A 23,815-nucleotide genomic window follows, 5' to 3' on the forward strand; every position below is an offset into this window, starting at 1 on the left:
TATGAAAACGAAAACTACTCTATTACTAACTATATTTTGTGCATTTTCAATGCTAGCTGCTGTTTCACCAAGCGAAAAAGAAGCACTTGTAAAATTGTATGAGTCAACTAACGGCAGTCAATGGAAAGTTAAATGGGATTTATCAGCTCCGGTATCTACATGGTTTGGAGTAAAGTTGCAAAACGATAAAGTTGTTGCACTTCAATTAGCAGATAACAACTTGATTGGAGAATTGCCAGCTGAAATTAAAAACTTAGAAAGTTTACAAGAATTAGATTTACACAAAAATCAAATTGCGGGGACAATTCCTTCTGCGATAGGAGAGTTAAAGCAAATGCAAGTATTGAATCTTTCGTTTAATAAACTTCAAGGTTCAATTCCAAACGCTATTTGTGAATTAAATAACCTAAAGAAATTAGAATTATACATGAATGGTTTATCTGGTGAATTGCCACAAGCCATCGGTGCTCTACGTCAATTAGAAGTGCTTTCGTTATTCAATAATCAATTAGAAGGTGAAATTCCGGTATCTCTTTATGAAATTAAAAATCTTAAAGCATTACTATTGAACAGTAATCTTTTGGTAGGTGCTTTGGACAGAAAAGTTGAGCAATTAATAGCATTAGAAAACTTAAGTCTTTTTGATAACAAAATGGTAGGTCAAGTTCCTTTTGAATTAGAAAAATTGAACAATTTGAAAGAGATGAATTTATCTTACAACCAATTTAATGGTTTGGTTTCAAGAAATCTAGCTGTTTTAGATACCTTAAACATGACTATGGTAAACGATAAAGGCGTAGCAACCCTATTAGAGCTAAGCACTTCACGAAATACAGCGATTGTAGCCGAAGATTAACATTAATAATAGAATTCATATTTAGTTGCTTTTAATAAACTTAGTTCATTACAACCTGTGGAGTTTACTTTACAGGTTTTTTTGTGTTTTTTCATTTCTCGCTTTGCAAAAAAAACTATGCGTTGAAATCGTCGGTTACTAATGATTTTTTGGTTTAACGGAGATTTAAGAAAGCTAAATCAAGGAAATATAAAAAAACAAAGTGCATCTCGTATCGCTTATCCTTTGTTAATAATACTTTTATTATCTTTGGTGCTTACCATTTGGTAATCAATTAAAAGTAAATTATCCGTTTTTTAATGCAGTTGTAAAGATGAAAAAAAAACCTGTTTCGATTAAATCAATAGCTGAACATCTTAAAATTTCAGTGACAACGGTTTCTTTCGTCTTGAATGGAAAAGGGAAGGAGAAACACATTTCTGATTTACTTATTCAGAAAGTATTGAATTACGCCAAAGAGGTAAATTATACACCAAATCAAATAGCGCAAAGTCTTCGTACCGGTAAATCAAATATTTTAGTATTTATGGTCGAAGATATTTCGAATAGCTTTTTCTCTAAATTAGCTCGTGTAATCGAGGATATTGCATACAGTAAAGGGTATAAAGTTATTTTTTGTAGCAACGAAAACAATGATGAAAAATCAATTGAGCTTATTCGTCTTTTTAAATACAGACAAGTAGACGGTTTTATCATTGTGCCTTCTCCCGGAATTAAAAGCGTGATTCAAGAATTGCTTGACGAAAATATACCAGTAGTTTTGCTTGATCGGTATTTTTCTGATTTAGATTGTAATAGCGTTGTGGTAGATAATGAACAAGCTACGTACAATGCAATTCAACATTTAATCGATAATAATTTTAAGAGTATTGGTTTTATTACAACAGATTCCACTCAAACCCAAATGACAGATCGTCTTGGAGGGTATGAAAGAGCCATTACAGAGGCGGATTTAGTTTCTAATGTATTAGTGATACCTTATGTTGAATCAAGCGCTGGAACATCTAGGGATTCTATAAAAAAATTCATTATTGAAGTCGAAAATAGAGACGCTGTATTTTTTGCAACCAATTATTTGGCTCAAACAGGATTAAAAGTACTCAAGAAAAACGCACCTCATTTAATTAATAAATTGGGCATGTTTACTTTTGATGATAATGAATTCTTCAAAATACATACCCCTACGATTTCTGCTGTATCTCAGCCTATGGTTGAAATAAGTACCGAAGTAATGAAAATTCTTTTACCGTTACTACAGCGAAAAGAAGTTCATGAAAGCCCAAAACGAGTTGTATTACAAGGAAAATTGAAAATTAGAGAGTCCTCTTTGGCAACTCCTAACTAGCAACTAGGCTCACGCTTTAAACCTAGTATTTAACTCTTTTTATTTTAACTATTCTTTGTCTTGTAAGGAAAGAACAGTACAATTTATTTTTTTAAATCCTGCCTAACGATTATAAACAACTGTTTTACATCTTGATGTTTGACTTTTATTCAAAAAGTAATTTTTTTGTATGATAAATAGTAGGTTATCATACATTTTGAATTTAATTTTTTTAAAATTCAAATACTAGCCGTGTTACCAATTGGAGTTGCATTTTCATTAGCAAATAGGAATTGTCAATTTTGAATGAAATATGAATTAAGAAGCGCTGTCAGAAGTTTTTTTGTAGAAGAATTGCGAAATATCTCTGTTTAGCACAGTTGTTTACTCGATTTTTAAATGATGCAAGTTGCTAAGTAGTTCTTAGAAAATTGACCACTTATAAAAACACTAATGATGTTTTTAAGATTTGTTCCAATAACACAATGTACCGATTATGTTGCTGTAATTTAAAAGATACTTTCCGAATAGTTAAAGGTGTTCCAATTCCGAAAAAAGGACTTTTGCAGTATAAAGAATTGAAAGATGGTGCAGGAAATGATTATTTTTACCTTGACGGTTTATTTAGGAATAGGAAAATGGAATAGGGTTATAGCTACAAGAAGGAATAACGGAATTGGCAGAACTGAGTAATGAAGCGGCTAAAAAGGTGTATCAAAAATTTACACTCAATTTAAGTTTATTTTTAACGCCTTTTCTGCGTAATTTTGCCGAAGTATATTAGTGTCGATAGGAAATTTACAAATAGTGAATGTTTATTTCTAACTGCTTTAAAACAATAATTTGCTAATTTGGGATTAAAGATGCCTATAGCAATTTTAGAAAACACCGAAGCAACTATTATATTGGAGGCAGCTTATTTTTATAATGAGGTTTTTTGAAAAAAAACAAAGGAGGAACTGCCTCATTTTTAATTTAATTATTTAAAAAATGCAATTACAGTTATCAAACGATTTAGATAAATCAGTTGTTTTTGATGAGATCAGAAATCAATTAGAAACGGCTAACTACACTATCGAAAATGAAGATCAAACTAGACCTTGGGGTGGTTTTTTTGTGATAAATGAAAAGGAAACAAATACTTTTGCTTCAAATTTTTTTCCTAATCTTGCTCCAGAGTCAGAAGATTTCACATCTAAGCGAAGCCCAAAAATTTTGGTTGTAGCGCCATCATGTAGACTTTCTTGGCAGTATCATTTCAGAAGGTCTGAAGTGTGGAAAGTAGTCAATGGACCGGTCGGAGTAAAAATAAGTGACACTGATGAAGAAGGAGATTTAAAAGTGCTTGAAGCGGGTGATTTTATAAAAATGAATACAGGAGAACGTCATCGGTTGATAGGTTTGAATACTTGGGGTGTTGTAGCCGAAATTTGGCAGCATACGGATCCTGATCATCCTTCAGACGAAGAGGATATTGTTAGGTTACAGGATGATTTTGGTAGATAATTTTCAAGATGATTCTTTTCAACAAAGGAAGCTAATTACAAAAAAAGTAAAACCTAAAAGGTTTATTGCAGATGCAATAGACCTTTTTTTATAGAATTTATTCAGGGTATTTTAACGAATATTCTTTGTATCGAAATCTAAGATTTAATTTTTCTGGTAGATAAAAACAGAAAAAGTATTTTTCTAAAATTGTCTTTGATTTGTTTTAATCCGTTCATTTTTATAAACTTAAATAACTTTTATAGTCATTTGCTCGGTGAATTGAGTAATTCAATTGCTTTTTTGAATATCTACGTAATTCTTCCTCCTTCGTTTATTTTTTTGGCTTGCTAATAATGAAATGTTTGTTACGTCCAATGACTTTTTTAATGATTAATTTTTCAAAATTTTGATGTTCCTAAATCCAAATCCTATTAAGCTATAATGAAAGATAAATTTAGCGAAAAATATTTTTTAAACTAAAACGTATTAGTATTTTTGTTAAGAAGGATTTTAATATCACCTTTATTTTACTTTCGTTCAGTTTAACAAAATCCATGTTTAAAATTACAGTTTGGTGGTGCTAACAGTCTGTGTTACTGAAATTGTATAAAAGCAAACAACTGCAAAATAAATATAACTACAATCAGCTAAAGTTGGTTTTGCAGGAGCAGTTTGAACACAGACAACAGATTTAGATTTAGAAGGAAACTGGTTTACAGCTTATTTTCGAAAGCTTGGTAAAAGATATTTTTAGAAATTCCGAAGTCAGAAAAGGAATAATTAACGCAATTAATAATGTAGTTTTGAGTATAAAAATAAATAGAATTCGGTTCGTGTTGTTGAGTCTGTTTTTCATAGTTTCGGGTACAGCACAAGAACTTGTGGTTACAGAAGCTAGGCAAGCTGTTGATTGGGTGAACCCGCTAATTGGTACCGATTCAGATTATGGAATCTCGAATGGGAACACCTATCCCGCCATAGCAATGCCATGGGGAATGAACTTTTGGACACCCCAAACAGGAAAAATGGGTGATGGTTGGGCATATACCTATAAAGCAAACCGCATTAAAGGTTTTAAGCAAACCCATCAACCTTCGCCGTGGATGAACGATTACGGTCAGTTTTCAATCATGCCGGTCACTGGTGATTTAAAATTTAAGGAAGAGGAGCGCCAAAGTTGGTTTTCGCATAAAGCTGAAACCGTTACGCCATACTATTATAGTGTGTATTTGGCTGATCATAACGTAACAACCGAGATTACACCTACCGAAAGGGCTGCACGATTTCGTTTTACTTTTCCTGAAACCAATAATGCATATGTTGTTATTGATGCCTTTGACAAAGGATCTTATGTGAAAATTATTCCTTCTGAAAGAAAAATTATTGGCTATACCACAAAAAATAGTGGTGGTGTGCCTCAAAATTTCAAAAATTATTTTGTGCTTGTTTTTGATAAAGATTTTGAAACAAATGCAACTTTTAATGGCGATGTTTTAGGTAATGCTTTAGAAATGCAAGCCAACCATGCCGGCGTAGTAGTGGGTTTTAAAACGAAATCGGGAGAAGCGGTTAATTTACAAGTAGCCTCGTCTTTTATTAGTTATGAACAAGCGGAACTGAATTTAAAAGAAATTGGGAATGATGATTTTGATGCGCTCAAAGCGAAAGGAAAAGCCATTTGGAATAAGGAGCTAAACCGAATAAAAGTAGAAGGCGGGACGACTGACCAAATGGGAACTTTTTATTCCTCATTGTATCGCTCGCTTCTTTTTCCAAGAAAATTCTATGAGTTTGACAAAAACAAAAATATAGTTCATTATAGCCCTTATAATGGTCAAGTACTACCTGGTTATATGTTTGTTGACACTGGGTTTTGGGATACTTTTAGGGCTTTATACCCATTTTTAAACTTGATGTATCCTGATTTGAATGCTAAGATGCAAGAAGGCTTATCGAATGCTTATAAAGAAAGCGGTTGGTTGCCAGAATGGTCAAGTCCTGGTTTACGCGATATCATGGTGGGTAATAATTCGGCTTCTATTGTATCTGAGGCGTATTTGAAGAGCGGAAAAAACTCAAAATACGACATCGAAAATTTATACCAAGCTTTAATTCATGGCGCCAATAATGCAGGTCCTTTGAGAGCTGTGGGTAGAGCTGGAGTTGATTTTTATAATACCTTGGGCTTTGTGCCACAAGACGCCGATGATGAAAGTGCAGCTCGAACTCTGGAATATGCTTATGATGATTTTGCGATTTATCAATTGGCTAAAGCCTTGAAAAAGCCACAATCCGAAATCGACTTGTATAAAAAGCGAAGTTTAAATTATAAAAATCTATTTGATCCTTCTTATAATTTAATGCGACCAAAAAACAAGGATGGTAAATTTATTACTCCTTTTGATCCTTTTCAATGGTTTAATGGTTTTACAGAAGGAAATAGTTGGCATTACTCGTGGTCCGTTTTTCATGATGTGCAAGGTTTGATAGATTTAATGGGCGGACCAAAGACATTTGTATCGCAGTTAGACAAAGTTTTTTCTGCTCCACCTGTTTTTGCGACGGGCAATTTTAAAGGAGGAGTAATCCATGAAATGAGAGAAATGCAAATTGCTAATATGGGACAATATGCTCACGGAAATCAACCGATTCAGCACATGATTTATTTGTATAATTACGCCAATGAGCCATGGAAAACGCAATATTGGGTTCGAGAGACGATGAACAGAATGTATCACGCCACTCCCGATGGGTATTGTGGTGACGAGGATAATGGGCAAACCTCTGCTTGGTATGTTTTTTCAGCTCTCGGATTTTATCCTGTGACTCCAGCATCTGATCAATATGTTTTAGGGGCTCCATTGTTTAAAAAGGCAACTATTCAGCTAGAAAACGGTAAGACAATTCAAATTAATGCTCCAGCAAATACTGTTGAAAATAGGTACATCCAATCATTGCAATTCAATGGTAAAACATATTCTAAAAACTGGATCAGTCATTCAGAGCTAATTAAAGGTGCTTCTTTAGAAATAGAAATGTCTGCAACGCCCAATCTAAAAAGAGGCACAAAAAAGGAAGATGTTCCGTACTCATTAACTAACGAAAACTAAAGGTAAGTTTGCTATCACATTTAGAACAAGTATTGATTTGTGGTTTCTATTTGTTATTGTGTTCCTACAAAATGATCAGTCCAAACAATTCAAATTAGCCTTTAGATAAGTTGTAATAATAATCAAGACTTTTTAGGTAGTATTAAATTGCCAGTGTACACGTTTTACTTAATTTTAGAGCTACAAAATAAATATGCTACCTTACGACATGATTAAAAAACAAATTTTCGCAATCTTTTTCCTTTTTACAGTTTCCATTTTATGGGCTCAAAAAACAGAATACGCTACGGTGAGTAACGTTTCTTATTATGATATTACTAACTCAAAGACCGATGAGTACGTTAAAGAGCGCTGCGTTTTAGATGTTTATTATCCAAAAAACAGCAAAGGTTTCGCTACGGTAATTTGGTTTCATGGTGGCGGACTTTCAGGTGGAAACAAAGAGCTACCGGACGGACTAAAAGACAAAGGTTTTGCAGTGATTTCTGTTAATTATCGGTTGTCACCAAAGGTAAAAGTCGAAAAATGTATCGAAGATGCTGCTGCTGCGGTAGCATGGACGTTTCAAAATATCGAAAAGTACGGTGGAAATAAGTCGTTAATTTTTGTTTCTGGACATTCCGCAGGAGGTTACCTGGCCCTGATGGTTGGTATGGATAAAAAATGGTTGCAGGCAAAAAATGCCGATGCGAATACAATTGCAGGTTTAATTCCGTTAAGTCCGCAAGTAATTACTCATTATGAATTGCGCAAAGAACGTGGAATTCCAGACACCCAGCCTGTCGTTGACGCATTCGCTCCCTTGTATCATGTGCGCGCTGATGCACCACCGTTATTACTCATTACGGGTGATAGAGAACTAGAAATGTTAGGACGTTACGAAGAGAATGCATATTTCATGCGAATGATGAAAGTTGTTGGTCATAAAGCTACAACGCTCTATGAAATTCAAGGTTTCGGACATAATATGGTAGAGCCTGCTTTGCCATTATTGGTCAATCAAGTGAAGAAAATAACCGCTGAGAAAATGGAACATTTAAAGTAATTTTTAGAATTGAAATATAAAATATAAAATTTTCAAAAATGCTTCGCTTCATAATTTTTGTTTTATTAAAAGTTGTGAGAATGTCTCTGACTTCGCACCTTCAATTTGAATAAAGCTCAGTAAATCTAAGATTAATAAAAAAAGCTCCAGATTTTAGACTGAAGCTTTTCTAGTAATGGGAGACGCTAAAACAGCTGCCAATTGTTTCTTTACGAAATGTTTTTCAAGAAGTGTAAAAGTTTTATTTCCTTTTGAATGAATCGTATCATAAAAAATGCAAATAGAAATAAAAAAATATATCCGCTTAATAAAATGTATAGATAAAAGCCTCTTGAGAAAATTGATTTAAAAACTGGTAAGAGCAATGTAAATCCAGCTGTATACGTGAGGTAAATAATAGGAGTAAGGATGTAATGTATTTTTTTTCTCCAAGTATAAAACTGATGTGCTAGTTTACTGTACTCTATTAATGTGAGATCAGTATTTAAATTGGCAAGCTTTTTTACGCTGATCCATTCTAAGGCTACGCGGCTCACAAGCATTACAATCATAATGCACAAGCCAATACTAAACTGTATGTTTCTATAAGCATCAGCCCAAATATAATAAGAGATTAATATTATTGAGGTAAGGCTTAAAATTATTCTGGTCCATAAATGACTGCGTTTAATTTTTTTAGTATGTAACTCCGCTTTTTTTATAATTTCGCTGGGAGTTGGTTGTGATTCAGATGCTGTCTGCTGATTCCAGATATTTTGTAATTCTTCAAATGTTTTCATTTTGTACACATTGAGTTAAACTTTTTTTGATTCTGTGAATTCTAACGCGAAGGGTTTCTTCGGTTATCCCGATTACTTCTGATATTTCCTGATATTCTAAACCGTCTAAAGTCATCAGGATGATCATCTTGTTCGTTTCTTCCAATTTTTGTATGCATTGATACATTTGTCTAAGCTGCTCATCTTTTTCGCTCGAATAGGTTTCTGAAACAATCTGAGGCAGGATATCGGTCCTGATTTCTTTCTTTGTAGATGATTTTCTCAAATAAAGAAGGCAAGTGTTTACTGCAATTCTGTAAATCCAAGTGCTGATATTTGATTCATTTCTAAAAGTGTCTAACTTCTCCCAAACTTTGATAAAGATTTCCTGAGTTGCATCAGAGGCTAATGCGGTATCGCCACAAAAATATCCTTTGCACAATCGAAACACTTTATTGTAGTGCTTGTAATAAATCTCGTCGAATAATTCTTTTTTAGCCACCTTATTTTAATTCAAGTTTTACTTTATCCATAAACCATTCCGGTTGATCGTACATAACAAAATGAGCGGAGTTTGCTGCATACTCAATTTTAACAGAAGGTAGGTTTTCATACTGGGCTTTATAGGTGTTTTGTACTGTGGTAAGATCTGGATTTGAAGCAGCTAAAATTACAACAGGAATTTTAATTTTAGAAATTTCTTTGCGCAGGTCTAAGTTTAGCATGTCGATATAACCGTGAACGTAAGTTTTTCGATCCACAAGACGCATCCATTCATTGATAGTCTTTTGTTTTTCTTTGTTCATACACATAAAAGAAGTGGATTGCGAATTCATTCCGTCAAACGCTTTTTGGTCCATAGTCATCATCATTTTACTTTGCGGATTGTCATACGAAATAATTTCTCCTTTGTAGTTAGGAATCATTAAAGCGGCAGTTGCAGGCAAAGCATCAACGATGATTAATTTTTTGAACAAATTGGTTTCCTGAGAGGCTAACCACAAGCTTAAAGTACCTCCTAAACTATGACCAATTAATGTAACATTTTTTATTTTTTTAGTTTTGACATAGGAAATGACCTGATCTTTGATGGTAGCCAACCAAGGAGTTTCAATAGGAGGGACATTCCCAAATCCCGCAAAAGTAAAAATATGACATTCGTTGTTTTTAGAAAGTTCGGCTACTGTTTCATTCCAAACTTCACCGGTACAACCAAAACCAGGAAATAACAAGACTGGAGTTCCTTTTCCTTTTACCTCTACTTTGAAGGCAGTTTGAGCAAAAACAGATTTTGAGATCAAAAGGAAAAATGCAATAATTAAAATAGATTTCGTTTTCATAAGATGTATTTTTTTAAAGTTTACCTTTTGATACAGTACGATATTAATTGTTACCTCAAAAAAACATTTTTTTTTAATTTTTTTTTTTGAGAATCAATTTTTGGATTTAAAGGCAAGAAAATCAGAGTGATTGTAAGTTTTTTAAAGAAAAAAAACACCAGCTTTTTCAAGTGGTGTTTTCGTCATAGTAACCGCTCTCTAAGAAGAGTGTCTTTTAAAAGCTGTGCGAATGTCTCCGACTTTCATCCGTAATCTGCATCAAGCATTATTACATCTGATATAACCGCAGATTCGCAGATTAAATAATACCACAATCTGCGAATTTGCGGTGAAAAAATATTTTAAATGGCTCGAAGTCGGAAACATTTACAAAGTAAGGTAGTTCAAATTGATCTCCTTGCTCTCTCATAAAAGCACCTTATCGAAAGATGTGCGAATGTCTTCGACTTCGCACCATCAATCTGAATAATCTTTATTAAATCTACGATAAACAAAAAAAGCTTCAGATTTCTCTGAAGCTTTTATAGTAGTCTCGCACTGGTGGAGACTCGAATCTGTGTCCGCCGCGGCGGATATGAGCCCGACGAGTTTTTATTTTAGAATTAAATTTTTAATAAACTCTCTTCCAATTCCTGACTTTAAATATTTTTCTCTTTTCATGGCTTCAGCTTTAGAAGAGAAAAATTCAACATAAATTACAGTCCAAGGTCTAAATTTCAAGGTGTGTCCTTTGGTGCCTAAAACGTTATGCGATTTGAAACGTTCTATGAGGTTCGATGTAAATCCTGTATAGTTTTTATTGAATTTTTCAGAATATAAAATGTAAACCACAAATTCATCCATAATAGAAAGTTTTTAAAAACAAAAAACACCAGCTTTTTCTGAAGCTTTTATAGTAGTCTCGCACTGGTGGAGACTCGAACCTGTGTCCGCCGCGGCGGATATGAGCCCTCCTAATTCGTGTCTACAATGTGAATAAGGCTTCATCAAAGCTAAGATAAACAAAAAAAGCTTCAGATTTCTCTGAAGGTTTCTAGTAGTCCGCCGTGGCGGAGACTCGAACCTGTGTCCGCCGCGGCGGATATGAGCCCTCCTAATTCGTGTCTAAAATTTAAATAAAGTAAAATAAACAAAAAAAAGCTTCAGATTTCTCTGAAGCTTTCTAGTAGCGGGAACAGGACTCGAACCTGTGACCTTCGGGTTATGAGCCCGACGAGCTGCCTACTGCTCTATCCCGCGATGTGCGTTTTGTAATCTCAATAAGGCTACTTAGTAGCGGGAACAGGACTCGAACCTGTGACCTTCGGGTTATGAGCCCGACGAGCTGCCTACTGCTCTATCCCGCGTTGTTTCGGGTGCAAATGTACGACGTTTTTCTAGAAATACAATCAAAATTTTAAAAAATGTTTTATTTCGTCTATTGAGTTGATATGGCTACCTTTGCATGATAAATTTATTTTAAAATATGTCACATAAAGCAGGTTTTGTAAACATCATAGGGAATCCAAATGTTGGTAAATCAACATTAATGAATGCCTTTGTTGGAGAGCGATTATCAATTATTACTTCAAAAGCACAAACAACTCGTCATAGAATTCTAGGTATTGTAAACGGTGAGGATTTTCAATTGATCTTATCGGATACGCCAGGAATCATTAAGCCTGCCTACGAAATGCAGGAATCGATGATGAACTTCGTGAAATCGGCTTTTGAAGATGCTGATGTGTTGATTTACATGGTCGAAATAGGGGAGCAGGAACTTAAAGACGAAGCGTTTTTTAATAAAATCATCCACTCGAAAATTCCAGTTTTGCTATTGCTGAACAAAATTGACAATTCGAACCAAGAACAATTAGAGCAACAAGTGGCTTTTTGGACAGAGAAAGTTCCGAATGCTGAAATATACCCAATATCAGCGTTGCAAAATTTTAATGTTCCTGAAGTTTTTCAAAGAATCATTACACTTTTGCCAGAGTCGCCAGCCTATTACCCAAAGGACCAACTTACGGATAAGCCAGAGCGTTTTTTTGTGAATGAAACCATTCGTGAAAAAATCTTGTTGAATTACAGCAAAGAGATTCCGTACGCAGTTGAAATTGTTACCGAAGAATTTTTTGAAGACGACAATATCATTCGCATTCGTTCTTTGATTATGGTGGAACGCGAAACTCAAAAAGGAATTGTGATTGGTCATAAAGGTGCCGCCTTAAAAAAGGTAGGTACTGAGGCGCGTGAAGATTTAGAGAAATTCTTTGGAAAACAAATTCACATTGAGCTTTACGTAAAAGTGAACAAAAACTGGAGAAGTAACGCGAATATGTTGAAGCGTTTTGGGTATAATCAGTAGTGAATAGTGAATAGTGAGAAGTGAATAGTGAGAAGTGAGAGGTGAGGAGTGAGAGGTGAGAAGCGAGAAGTGAATAGTGAGAAGTGAGAGGTGAGGAGTGAGAGGTGAGAGGTGAGAAGTGTGGAGTGAGAAGTGAGGAGTGAATTGATGGTAATTTTTTAGTTTTCATTTAAATGCAATATTTAAAATCAGTACTAGAGTTAGTCTCTTGTACTGATTTTTTTTTTAGCCCAGAACGAAAAGGAAACCCCGCAGCGAAAAAAGGATGCTGTTGCTGCGCGTGTAGAGCGACCAAAGGAAGCTCCTGCACGGGCTTTGCAACAGCTCCTTGAGGCGCGAGGAGTTGTATTGTAGCGCTGGAATAGCTCCTGATGATTTTAAAAGTGATAAAAATATTTTGATAAATGATGTATTTTTATTGTTATTCAATAAATATTGATATATTTGTGTTTTAATTTTAAATACTTTGTATCATGTCTAGAAAAACCAATTTTGTTTTTAAAGTAGTGCAAGTGGTATCTTGGATTATTTTTGTGGGGCTTTGCATCCAGGCGGGTGGCTTTATTTTTAACACTGTTTTTACGTTGCTGCTCAATCCTGCTGGGGCAAGTAAGTTTTGGACAGAGGTTGATTTGGCAGCTTTGTATCATTTCAACCAGTCGCATTATGTGACTTTGACTGTTTTAATGTGTATTGTTGCGGTGTTGAAAGCGATCTTGTTTTATACTATTGTACTCGTTTTTCACAGTAAAAAAATTGATTTGGCACAGCCTTTTAATGATTCTCTGAAAAAGTTTATTGATTTGGTGGCTACCATTTCTTTTGGAATTGGGTTGTTTTCCTTGTGGGGAGCTGGCTTTACAAAGAATTTGATTGCAGACGGACTACAAATGCCTAATGTTGCTGATTTAAGTTTTGGTGGCGGTGATGTGTGGTGGTTTATGAGTGTCATTTTATTGGTAATTGGGCAAATTATAAAAAAAGGAATCGAAATGCAGCAAGAAAACGAACTAACCATTTAAGTTATGGCAATAATTGTAAACCTAGATGTGATGATGGCTAAGCGCAAGATGTCATTGAACGAGCTTTCGGAGAAGGTAGATTTGACCTTGTCTAATTTATCCATATTAAAAACAGGAAAGGCTAAGGCGGTTCGGTTTAGTACTTTGGAAGCTATTTGTAAAGCCTTAGATTGCCAGCCAGGCGATATTTTAGAATATTCGAAGAACGAATAAATACAAACGCTAGTGTTGCCGTTGTGAGTTTTGTTTTGAAGATGAGGTGGTTAGGTTTTGGCGTTGTGGCTAATATTCGAAAAAAATTGATAATCACGCTTTTAAACACTACCTTTGCCACCCGAAACGGAAAAATAAGGTTTCGGAAAAACGAATTTTCAAATTATATTATGAATAACATTGTTGCGATAGTAGGAAGACCTAATGTAGGGAAATCGACCCTTTTTAATAGGCTGATACAAAGAAGAGAAGCTATTGTAGATTCAGTATCTGGGGTGACCCGCGATAGAAACTATGGTAAAAGCGAGTGGAACGGAAAAGAATTTTCTGTAATTGATACCGGAGGATACATAAAAGGTTCTGATGACGTGTTTGAGGGCGAGATCCGTAAGCAAGTAGAACTGGCTATTGATGAGGCCGATGTAATTATTTTTGTGGTTGATGTTGAGGAAGGCATTACGCCTATGGATGATGTGGTGGCGCGCTTGTTGCGTAAAGTGACTAAGCCAGTTTTGCTAGCGGTAAACAAGGTTGATAACGCCATGCGTGAGAAAGATGCCTTGGAGTTTTACAACTTAGGTTTGGGTGAATACTATACGTTTGCCAGTATATCTGGTAGTGGAACAGGAGATTTATTGGATGCTTTAATTGATGCTTTCCCGGTAAAACCAGAACCTGTTCAAGAGGAAGTGGTATTGCCACGTTTTGCAGTAGTTGGGCGACCAAATGCTGGTAAATCAAGTTTTATCAATGCCTTGATTGGTAAAGAACGTTTTATGGTAACAGACATTGCGGGTACTACGCGTGATGCTATTGATACGAAGTTTGACCGTTTTGGGTTTGAATTTAACTTGGTGGATACTGCGGGAATTCGTCGTAAGGCTAAGGTAAAAGAAGATTTAGAATTTTACTCGGTAATGCGTTCTGTGCGTGCTATTGAGCATGCTGATATTTGTATCCTTGTTATTGATGCGACACGTGGATTTGAAGGGCAAGACCAAAGTATTTTTTGGTTGGCCGAAAAAAACCGAAAAGGTGTTGTAATCTTGGTAAACAAATGGGATTTGGTTGAAAAAGATACCATGTCAACCCGCGATTACGAAGAGAAAATCAAGAAAGAATTAATGCCGTTTACGGATGTGCCTATTCTTTTTGTTTCGGCATTGACCAAGCAGCGTTTGCTAAAAGCATTAGAAGCTACGGTAAAAGTATACGAAAACAGACAGCAGCGTATTGCGACTTCTAAATTTAACGAATTCATGCTTAAGGTAATTGAGGCTTATCCGCCACCAGCTACCAAAGGGAAATATGTAAAAATTAAATATTGCATGCAGTTGCCTACACAAACGCCTCAGTTTGTATTTTTTGCTAACATGCCACAATACGTTAAGGAACCTTACAAACGTTACCTTGAAAATAAAATTAGAGAAAATTGGGATTTTTCAGGAGTGCCAATCGATATTTATATTAGAGAGAAATAAAACTAGAAAACCACTTTGTAACGAAGTGTTTTTTTTTGTTGTTACAGATGCCAAAAGCCTAAGATTTTATTCTTGGGTTTTTTTGTAGTATTTATTTCTAGTTTATGGATTTGTGAGTTATTTGAAGATTTCTATTGTTAAGAAAATTATTATGATTATTTTCGTGGCAATTAGAACTTTTGTAATGGCATGAAGCTATCGATATTAGGATAGATTGGATTTGTTTTATGAGACATATACATTAGTTGTGAGAAATGATGGTGTAACGCAGGAAAAAATCGATAAAAATCAAATAATGTCAATATTATCAGAAACCCAAAAAGAAATAAATTCAGAATTTCCCGAATTGTATAAAACATATAGTGATAAGACAAATAAAATTAATAATTTTTTTTCAAATTTATCTTTTAAGCAAATTTTATTAATATTTCTTTGTTCCATTTTAATCGTTTTTCTTTATACATATTTTAATTTTGAATTTCTTAATATATTAGATATTGACTTCAACGACACTATTAAGATTTTAACACCGAGTGTTATAACTTTAGTTTCTATGAATTTATTCGTAACTAATTTATTACTGACTCATTTAAAAGATGATAGAGATGATTTAGAAAAAATAATTACCAAAAAAGTACATTTTAAATTTATCACATACTTCGGATTTGCTATTGTTTTTTATCTTTTAGTATTAATTTTTACTTTTAAAATTTTAGTAATTTATAAAACGAATATTTTAATCTTATTGTTTTATTCGTTTCTTATTTTTATCTTTTTATTAATAAATCTATACAAAACTGTTTTTGAATTTATCAATAAAACAACCAGAAAAAATATTATAGCCAAAGAGTTAAAAATTGAATTTGAAAATATACTTTATGTAAAAAAAGTTAAAAAGGAATTTAGAATTAAATATAATAACTTTTTTAAAAATAATAATTTCACGCTCACAACCTCACATTTATTTAACTTTGATGATCAACTCAAAGACAAACATAATATCACAGTTAATTTTGACAAAGTAAAATATTTTAGAGATATCAGAAGCACAGAATTACTAAAACATTTCATCAAAATTAAAAATAAAGTTAACTATTATACAAATTTAGAACTTGACGAAAAAACACCAGCAAATAATGATTTATTATTAATTTCAATTGATGAAGAAAACAATAAATTATCAAATTATTTCATTTATAAAGACAAGCCAATGTTTGAAGAAAGTTTTGAAACTGATATCTTAAATATCCTTTTGAAAAAAATAGATTATAATGTCAGTAATAATAAATTAGAAGATTTGAAAGAAGATTTGTCAAATGTCAATGACATTTTTGAAAAATTTCTTAATACTTACTAAAATGCAATATAAAAATAAATATAGAAATAATTTTGAACCAAATAGTATTGATTATGTTAATCAACTAATTTATAAAATTGAAGAAAGTATTATCACGGCATCAAAAAAAAATAATGATGAAGTTTATTTAGAACTCATTCTTTTTTTAAGAGATGACTTAATATTGAAATCAGTAAAAAAATCAACTACAACATATAATCAATTAATTAGAATACCTTCAAACATCTATTCTCATCTTAGTAATGAAAGTAAAAAAAGATTAATGGAAGTTTTTACAATTCGATTTACAGAAAATATTTCTTTTATTAGTTACACTGATGAAATTGATAATGAATATTTAGAAATATCATACTTTGCATTAATATCATTAATTAAGAAAATCATAGATGAAAAAAATAATGAAAATTATAATTTAATTTTAAAAAAAATAAGTGAGAGCTTATACAAGTTTAACGACTATAAAGATAATTATTACAATTTTAGCTTTGCTTTCACAATTTTATTTTGGCAATTTTATCTTTTTCAAAATAATAAAATTAAATTAAAAGATTATAATATAAAACTACTTGAAGATATCTTAAGTCAAACGTATGATTATAGAGAAGAATTAATAAATTCTTTTTTTAAATATAAAACTGATGTCGATAAAGGTTTGTGGGAATGTGGAGATTGGCAAATCGAAGAGCCTATAATTGGCGAAGCCACTTGGTTATTAATGCCGTCAACTTGGCTTAACTTTGGTTTTACAATTATGCTTTTTAAGTATAATATTTTAAACTATGGTGTAGATATAAAAAAAATTAATATTCTTAAAAATTTTCGATTTGAATTAGATGATATAATAAAGAATATAGAAGTTATTGAAAAAAATAAAAAAAAGTGGTTTTCAATACTTTATACAAACAATTTTACTTTGGAACAAAGTAATGATAGTTTTGATTATAGTAAAACACGAATTATTGAGTTCTTTAAAATATTAAAAAAAGAACAGGAAATTATTTATTATAAAGAAATATCAAAGATTCCATTATCCACAACAAAAATTGATGATTTTAAGAAAAATGTAGGTAATATTTGGGATAATAACTCTATAGTTCCAACTTTATTGAAATTTTACGATCGAGTAGAATATTTACCAAATGTTTTCAAAAAAGATGGAATTGGATTTTTTACAACAATGTTAAAATCAAAATTTGCTTTCATTGATGGTGAAAATTATCAAAACATTTATGGACTTACTGATTTTGGTAATAAAACTGCAAGAGAAGTAAACAAACAATTTTTCTTATCTTTATTAGAAAAAGAAAGAGCAATAATTTTAAAAAGAGATGAACTTAAAAAAGAAGTTGATAGATATATTAGCTCCTTGGAAGATAAAACGAAAGTTGTTATTTTTTCCAATTGGATAAGTAATGATATTTTAAACAATTCCCAAAATGATATAGAGTATTTAACTCAAACAAACATTCCTTTTTGTAGATCTAAATATAAAAACATTCCTGTTTTCAACAACTACGAGCTAAAAGATTACGTTTTTATAATAGATCTTAACACAATAGAATATAAAATTTTTCAAAAAGATAATTGGTATAACAATGAACTATTAATTGAAATTACTGAACCTATTAAGGCAGAAGTAATTGAAAAAGCGAAGAAATCATCCGAATGGAAAAAAAGAGATGGAATTGAATATTCAGAAGAAGAAATTTTAGTTTTGGAAGAAAATTCAATTAACATTAAAATCTTGTTCAAATTTGAGCTTAATATACTTGACAAAAGTAAGTATGCTATTTTTAAAATTGAAAACTAAAAATCACTTCTCACAACACACGCTACAAGCAATTTGGGTATTTGGCTTAATGGAAAAATTGGTTTGTATTTGGAAGATTTGGCAAATCCGAAGAATGGGCTTAATTTAGTTCCAAATCTGCTATATCACGAGAACAATAGTCCCGAAGAAATTCGGGATTTTTTTTAGGATTTATTTTTCCAATTCAAACGATGAAAAACACTCAATCGAATAATATCGCGATCAAAAAAGTCAACACCGCTAGGTCGCCTTTGATAACTGTTGAGGTAGCCTAACTCATACGAAAAATGGTTGCTAGCTTGAAAATGTATCGCTGCGTAAATTCTGTTTTGGTCAAAGGTGTTTTTACGGTTAGATTTTCCAGCATTGAACATGATTTCATCAGAGAGAATGGCTTTTATAGCTTGGTTTTCTTTTTTCCAAAAGGTATAATCTCCTTGTAGGCGGTATCTAAAACGCCATGAAAAAGTACTTCCAGGTAGTAATCCTGAGGAATTCGCGTTCTGAATAAAACGTTCCTCTACTTGAAAACGTTGATTAATTACTGTTTTTTTGCCGCTGATTCTCCAAGTCAAGTCTTGTTGCCCGCGGTATTCCGGAATTCTAAACTCGGGATTGATTTCGGGTACTTGTGTAGTAACCGAAAAATGAGCCAAACCAGCACCTGTTTCAAGATAGCTGTTTATTCTGTAACGTCCTTGCACACGCAACACGTAAACGTTTTGCTGAATCGGTTTTGTGAAAACTCTGTTGTCAATTTCAGAATGTAAAGACCATTTTTCACTCAACAGCAATTGGTTGTAATAGCGCGTCCATACAATACTTTGATGGTCTACTTTTTTTACGGTTTGAGCTTGCAACCCCAAACAGAGTAGTGTACAAAAGAAAAGGAATTTTTGAGTCATTAGTTTTAAAATGGTTGCAAATGTACACAAAGTCAACCATTTTAAAGTAGTTACGTATTTGTTGATTCAATTTATTACCCATAAAAAAAAAGCACCGCTAACTTATAGGATAGCGGTGCTGTGTTATAAAAGACTGAAGTTGTTGTTTATAACGAATATTTCAAGGTAATTCCGTAAGTTCTTTGGTCGCCTAAAACACCAGCATAATGCCCAGCATTTCCGCCAGCTGGTAATAATTGCTCAAAGTAATCTTTGTTCAAGAGGTTTCGACCCCAAAAGTTTACAGATAATCCTTCGGTTGCTCTAAATCCGAAACGACCGTTAAAGATAGCATATCCTTGAACCACCAAGTATTTTGAAGCTGATGGACTTGATGAAAATTCAGAACGTGCATACGAGTCAATTGCCACAAAGAATTTACCTAAGTTGCTAAAAAACTTAGCTGATTTGGTATATTCTCCGCCTAAACTTCCGGCCCATTTTGAAACACCAGGCAAAGTAGTTCCAGACACATCTTTGAAAGATACAGGAGCTCCCGTTTCTTCAAGAGGCAGTGGAGCGTTGGTGAATTTAATATATTTACCATCCGTGTAACTCAACGCCCCGTTAAAAGTAAAATGTTCGTTGACTACAAAACTAGCATCCACTTCGGCACCTCGTACACGTACTTTGTCTGCATTGGCTAGGTAACCACGATTAACTCCTAATTCAGCTGCCTGTACATTGGTTTGGAAATCTTTGATATCTGTATTGTACAAAGTCAGGTTTAAAATAGCTCTTTTGAACGGAGAGGTTTTTATCCCAATTTCATAATGATTTACATCTTCGGGTCTAATGACGGCAAGATCAGCTAAAGTTTGTCCTGCAGCAGGAGTAGGCAATCCGGCTACGTTTACACCCACTGGCTTGTAACTTTTAGCGTAAGTAGCGTAGCCATTAATTTTATCAGTCGCTTTGTAATTCACCGTTATATTTCCTGAAAAGTCAAACTTATCTTTGTTTGCAGAGAAGGTTTGGTTAGTGTACACCGCTCTTTTTATTGCCAATAATTGTGGATCATTGGTTTGTAAACCACCGTACGTTTGACGGTCGTAATTTGATTCCTTTTTGTCATAATTGTAACGTAATCCCGGTAGAATGTGCAATCTATCGGTAACTTGCCAATCTAATTGACCAAACAAAGCCGCACTTACAGCATGAATATCAGCAATGGTGCGTATTTCGTAGCCTTCAAGTAATCCTGGTTCAGCCCATCTAGCAAGCGGCACAGGAGTTGAAACCCCATTATTGTTGTAGTTTACTGGCGATTGAGAAAAACGCCATTGTGCATTCCCAGATTCTTCTGTTCCTCTAATCTTAACCGTTTGATCGATAAAAAAGGCACCAATTACTCCGCTTAATTTAGAAGATACTTGTCCAGCATAGCGAATTTCTTGTGTCAACTGCGTATGTCTGGCTGGGTTTTGTGATTTCGCCAAAACCTGAAGTCCCGTAAAATCCCTATCGTTGGAAGGATCCCAGTTCCAAAAACGCCATGCTGTAGTTGAGGTCAAAGTTCCTTTACCTATTTTAGTATCTACATTAAGCGATGCGCCGCCCAAATCTTGTCCAGAACGCCAAGGTGTATCGTGATCAATTTTACGGTCAAAAGCATTTCTGCTTGGGAGTTGGTAATTCAAATCAGCAATGATGGCATCAAATTGGCGGTAAGCAGCTCTTTGCGTTGGCGCTACACCAGCTATTACTTGCGCATACCCATCAGGACGTTGTGTGGTGATGTCAGCTGCGAATAAAATGTTTGTGTTTTCAGAAGCATTGTACAATAATTGGCCTCTAATTCCTTGATTATTTAAAGTATTTGTAGGTCTTCCAGTAGCTACATTATCAATTAATCCGTCTCTTTGTGTTCCAGAAAATGAGATTCGACCAGCCAGTTTTTTACTTAACGCACCTGTTATTGATGTTTTAGCTTGAAGGAAACCGTAATTTCCGTAGCTTACTTCAAAATCAGCACCAGCTGTAAAACTTGGTTTTCTGGTGGTTATGTTAAAAGCACCTGAGGTTGTGTTTTTGCCAAAAAGTGATCCCTGTGGTCCACGCAATACTTCGATGCGGTCAATGTCTACAAAGTCTAAAGTGGTGGCTGCTGGACGTGCATAATACACACCATCAACATAAAAACCAACACCAGGATCAATTCCGTCATTAGTAAGTCCGTAAGGCGAACCAAGTCCTCTAATGTTGATACCCGTATTTCTAGGATTGGAGGAGTACAATTGTACCGAAGGAATCAATTCTTTCACACGATTTACGTTGAAAGCACCTGCTTGATCTGCTTGTTTTCCGGTTACTACAGATACAGCAATTGGGATATCTTGTGCTTTTTCTATTCTTCTGCGAGAGGTAACTACCACTTCAGAGAGTACTTTTTCTTCTCCGTACGAAATGATAATCTCCAGCGGTTTTACGTTGGTAGGCAATTCGGTAATTTTAATTTCTTTGGTATTGTAGCCTGCGTATTGCACGATCAGCGTGAAAGGAAGTGACTTTGCTTCAATACTGAAAGTTCCATCAGCTAGCGTTGTAGTAGTGTTTGTGGTGCCTTTGAGCACGATGTTGACACCTTCAATTGGCGCATCTTGTTCGTCTTTTACTTTTCCTTCAAGAAGTACTTGCGCAAAAGAAGTAGAGAAAACTAGAAAAAATAATAAAGTAGTGCTTAGTTTTAGATAAGTATTTTTCATTTATAGTATATATATGTAATTAGTAGAGTTTTAAAATATTTTTTTTTATTTCTAACACATACACATCATACAAAGGGGTGATTTGGGGTTTAATTTTTTGAAAACTTCTAAGGATTTTTGTACTTGCATCTTTTTCATCTTGCTTTAAATAGAGTTACTATTAATATTTCGATGCAAATATATATAAATTCTATAAAATTAGTCGAGTTTAAAATATATTTTTTTAACGATGTATTAACGAAGCAATAGTGATGCCTTGCATGGCTTTGAGTGTTTCCTCACGAATGACAATTAGCCCGTGACGTAAGGCGCATGTTGATTCATCAGTACAGTCAGAACAGCGTTCGTAAAAATTTAAAGAGGCGCAAGGCAGTAAAGCGATTGCACCATCAAAAAGCCGATGGATATCCGCTAAAGTGATTTCATTTTTAGATTTTAAAAGGTAATAGCCGCCAAGTTTTCCTTGTTTGCTACCTACAAAATGCCCGCGTTTGAGGTCTAGGAGTATTTGTTCCAAGAACTTTTTCGGAATAGAAGCGGCGTCAGCAATTTCAAGAGTTCTTGACACGTGTGTGTCCTCTTGTTGTGCTAAATATAAAAGGGCTTTTAAAGCATATTTGGCTTTTTGTGAAAGCATGAAAATCTAATTTTAAATAAACACTCTTATTTATACGTGGCATAAAATAAGAGTGTTTCAATTATAAAGGAAATTATTTTAGTCTTAAAATAGCTGTAGCGTTTACCAACCGCCGCTAGATCCTCCGCCAGAGAAACCGCCTCCGCCAAAACCACCACCGAAGCCGCCGCCTCCAAAGCCTCCACCTGAAGAACCGCCAAATCCACCTCCGCCACCACGGCCAAGGTTGCTTAAAATTATCACATCGAGTAGGGAAGAGCCAATGCCTCCGCCACCGTTGTTGCCATTATTTCGGTTGCCTTTACTGCGCGATGCTATAATTATTAAAACAATCACAATTAAAATGATGGGTCCAATAGGAAAGCCTTTGCTCGATTTTTTTTCAACGCGTTTGCCTTTGTATTTTCCTTTAAAAACGTCAATTAAGGCATCCGTTCCTTTGTCTAAACCGTTGTAAAAACTTCCGGCTTTAAATTCGGGAACAATAATATTTCGAATGATTTCACCACCTATACCAGCAGTTAATCGGTCCTCTAATCCATATCCAGGATTAATTGCAATTCGTTTTTCGGCTTTAGCCAAAAGAACAATCACGCCATTATCATCTTGAGCTGAGCCACCTATTCCCCAATTTTGTGCCCATTTGGTAGCGAGTAAACTCACATCTTCGCCCTTTAAACTTTCAATGGTTATGACTACAATTTGCGTAGTGGTCGAATCAGAATATCGGATGAGTTTTTGCTCTAATTGTGCTTTTTCGGTACTGCTCAAAACATTAGCATAATCGTATACGGATGTTTGTAAATCTGGTTTAGCCGGAATAGTAAATTGAGCATTTGCTACAAAACTTATCAGTAAGAAACCAATAAAGCAAAGTGTAGTTAAGATATTTTTTGGATATAGATTCATTATCCTTTTGAGATTTCGTTTGATAATTCGTTTGTATCGCCTTCTTGCCAAGGAAAGTAGCGTTGTAATTGTTCGCCTGCGCGGTGAATGCCATCAATCAAGCCTTGTTTGAAATCGCCTTTTTTGAAGTGCGCCACCATGATGTCACGCGTACAGTCCCAAAAATCATCTGGAACCACTTCGTTGATGCCTTGATCGCCACAAATAACAAAATTGCGATCTTCTACTGCCAAATAAATCAATACGCCGTTTTTCAATTCGGTTGCATCCATTTTCAACTCATGAAAAACATCCATAGCGCGGTCGTATGGATCTTGATCAGTAGTTTTTTCAATATGAACTCGAATTTCTCCTGAGGTATTTTTTTCAGCACTGCAAATGGCTGCTACTACTTCTTGCTCTTCGGCACTGCTCAACAAATCTTCTACTTTTGACATAAGAAAGGGATTGAATTACAAATAACGATTTT

General features: G+C 34.1%; 20 protein-coding genes and 2 tRNA genes. 11 read left to right on the forward strand and 11 right to left on the reverse strand.

The window, feature by feature from the left end:
* Nucleotide 1: 1 nt before the first annotated feature.
* From L1S34_RS03320 to L1S34_RS03340, 5 genes are all read left to right on the forward strand, one after another.
* Complete coding sequence (locus L1S34_RS03320) at nt 2-856, forward strand: leucine-rich repeat domain-containing protein (RefSeq protein WP_236362823.1); 855 nt, start codon at nt 2-4, stop codon at nt 854-856.
* Nucleotides 857-1,169: 313 nt separating this feature from the next.
* The gene (locus L1S34_RS03325; RefSeq protein ID WP_236362824.1) at nt 1,170-2,201 is read left to right on the forward strand and encodes a LacI family DNA-binding transcriptional regulator; all 1,032 of its coding nucleotides are present in this window, start codon (nt 1,170-1,172) and stop codon (nt 2,199-2,201) included.
* A gap of 969 nt (nt 2,202-3,170) precedes the next feature.
* Complete coding sequence (locus L1S34_RS03330; RefSeq protein WP_236362825.1) at nt 3,171-3,686, forward strand: phosphoheptose isomerase; 516 nt, start codon at nt 3,171-3,173, stop codon at nt 3,684-3,686.
* Nucleotides 3,687-4,492: 806 nt separating this feature from the next.
* On the forward strand, nt 4,493-6,778 hold the full coding sequence (locus L1S34_RS03335) for a GH92 family glycosyl hydrolase (protein ID WP_370637576.1): 2,286 nt from the start codon (nt 4,493-4,495) through the stop codon (nt 6,776-6,778).
* Between the two features lie 193 nt (nt 6,779-6,971).
* Nucleotides 6,972-7,823 carry an alpha/beta hydrolase gene (locus L1S34_RS03340; protein ID WP_236362826.1) on the forward strand — a complete coding sequence of 284 codons (852 nt, stop codon included), beginning with the start codon at nt 6,972-6,974 and terminating at the stop codon, nt 7,821-7,823.
* A 209-nt stretch (nt 7,824-8,032) separates the two neighbouring features.
* Here L1S34_RS03340 and L1S34_RS03345 read toward each other — a convergent pair whose 3' ends face one another.
* From L1S34_RS03345 to L1S34_RS03370, 6 genes are all read right to left on the reverse strand, one after another.
* The gene (locus tag L1S34_RS03345; protein WP_236362827.1) at nt 8,033-8,602 is read right to left on the reverse strand and encodes a hypothetical protein; all 570 of its coding nucleotides are present in this window, start codon (nt 8,600-8,602) and stop codon (nt 8,033-8,035) included.
* Nucleotides 8,589-9,083 (reverse strand): RNA polymerase sigma factor, encoded by a 495-nt coding sequence (locus L1S34_RS03350; protein ID WP_236362828.1) that lies wholly within the window; start codon nt 9,081-9,083, stop codon nt 8,589-8,591. The genes L1S34_RS03345 and L1S34_RS03350 overlap by 14 nt, the downstream gene beginning before the upstream one ends.
* Nucleotide 9,084: 1 nt before the next feature.
* On the reverse strand, nt 9,085-9,921 hold the full coding sequence (locus tag L1S34_RS03355) for an alpha/beta fold hydrolase (RefSeq protein WP_236362829.1): 837 nt from the start codon (nt 9,919-9,921) through the stop codon (nt 9,085-9,087).
* Nucleotides 9,922-10,512: 591 nt separating this feature from the next.
* Nucleotides 10,513-10,764 carry a GIY-YIG nuclease family protein gene (locus L1S34_RS03360; RefSeq protein WP_236362830.1) on the reverse strand — a complete coding sequence of 84 codons (252 nt, stop codon included), beginning with the start codon at nt 10,762-10,764 and terminating at the stop codon, nt 10,513-10,515.
* Between the two features lie 323 nt (nt 10,765-11,087).
* Nucleotides 11,088-11,160: transfer RNA gene (locus L1S34_RS03365), tRNA-Met, on the reverse strand.
* 34 nt (nt 11,161-11,194) lie between these two features.
* A tRNA-Met gene (locus L1S34_RS03370) sits at nt 11,195-11,267 on the reverse strand.
* Between the two features lie 119 nt (nt 11,268-11,386).
* Here L1S34_RS03370 and era point away from each other — a divergent pair.
* From era to L1S34_RS03400, 6 genes are all read left to right on the forward strand, one after another.
* A complete protein-coding gene (gene era, locus L1S34_RS03375; RefSeq protein ID WP_086453362.1) occupies nt 11,387-12,268 on the forward strand; it encodes a GTPase Era in 882 nt (293 codons plus the stop codon).
* Between the two features lie 473 nt (nt 12,269-12,741).
* Complete coding sequence (locus L1S34_RS03380; RefSeq protein ID WP_236362831.1) at nt 12,742-13,290, forward strand: DUF2975 domain-containing protein; 549 nt, start codon at nt 12,742-12,744, stop codon at nt 13,288-13,290.
* Between the two features lie 3 nt (nt 13,291-13,293).
* Complete coding sequence (locus L1S34_RS03385) at nt 13,294-13,503, forward strand: helix-turn-helix domain-containing protein (protein ID WP_086453359.1); 210 nt, start codon at nt 13,294-13,296, stop codon at nt 13,501-13,503.
* A gap of 170 nt (nt 13,504-13,673) precedes the next feature.
* Nucleotides 13,674-14,984: a ribosome biogenesis GTPase Der gene (gene der / locus L1S34_RS03390; protein WP_144889166.1), complete on the forward strand. Its 1,311-nt coding sequence runs from the start codon at nt 13,674-13,676 to the stop codon at nt 14,982-14,984.
* Nucleotides 14,985-15,279: 295 nt separating this feature from the next.
* A complete protein-coding gene (locus L1S34_RS03395; RefSeq protein WP_236362832.1) occupies nt 15,280-16,341 on the forward strand; it encodes a hypothetical protein in 1,062 nt (353 codons plus the stop codon).
* A 1-nt stretch (nt 16,342) separates the two neighbouring features.
* On the forward strand, nt 16,343-18,151 hold the full coding sequence (locus L1S34_RS03400) for a hypothetical protein (RefSeq protein WP_236362833.1): 1,809 nt from the start codon (nt 16,343-16,345) through the stop codon (nt 18,149-18,151).
* A gap of 164 nt (nt 18,152-18,315) precedes the next feature.
* On the opposite strand, the gene L1S34_RS03405 is transcribed toward L1S34_RS03400, so the two are convergent.
* The 5 genes from L1S34_RS03405 to L1S34_RS03425 form a co-directional block, all read right to left on the reverse strand.
* Entirely contained in the window at nt 18,316-19,056 is a 741-nt protein-coding gene (locus tag L1S34_RS03405) for a DUF2490 domain-containing protein (RefSeq protein WP_236362834.1), read from the reverse strand.
* 146 nt (nt 19,057-19,202) lie between these two features.
* A complete protein-coding gene (locus L1S34_RS03410) occupies nt 19,203-21,800 on the reverse strand; it encodes a TonB-dependent receptor (RefSeq protein WP_236362835.1) in 2,598 nt (865 codons plus the stop codon).
* A gap of 223 nt (nt 21,801-22,023) precedes the next feature.
* A complete protein-coding gene (locus L1S34_RS03415) occupies nt 22,024-22,437 on the reverse strand; it encodes an RrF2 family transcriptional regulator (RefSeq protein ID WP_166133432.1) in 414 nt (137 codons plus the stop codon).
* Nucleotides 22,438-22,539: 102 nt separating this feature from the next.
* Nucleotides 22,540-23,346: a TPM domain-containing protein gene (locus L1S34_RS03420; protein WP_236362836.1), complete on the reverse strand. Its 807-nt coding sequence runs from the start codon at nt 23,344-23,346 to the stop codon at nt 22,540-22,542.
* Entirely contained in the window at nt 23,346-23,783 is a 438-nt protein-coding gene (locus L1S34_RS03425; protein ID WP_166133435.1) for a TPM domain-containing protein, read from the reverse strand. Before L1S34_RS03425 ends, L1S34_RS03420 begins: the two co-directional genes overlap by 1 nt.
* Nucleotides 23,784-23,815: the final 32 nt, after the last annotated feature.

It is taken from the genome of Flavobacterium sp. K77 (genome assembly GCF_021608205.1).
GTDB classification, from domain to species: Bacteria; Bacteroidota; Bacteroidia; order Flavobacteriales; family Flavobacteriaceae; genus Flavobacterium; species Flavobacterium turcicum.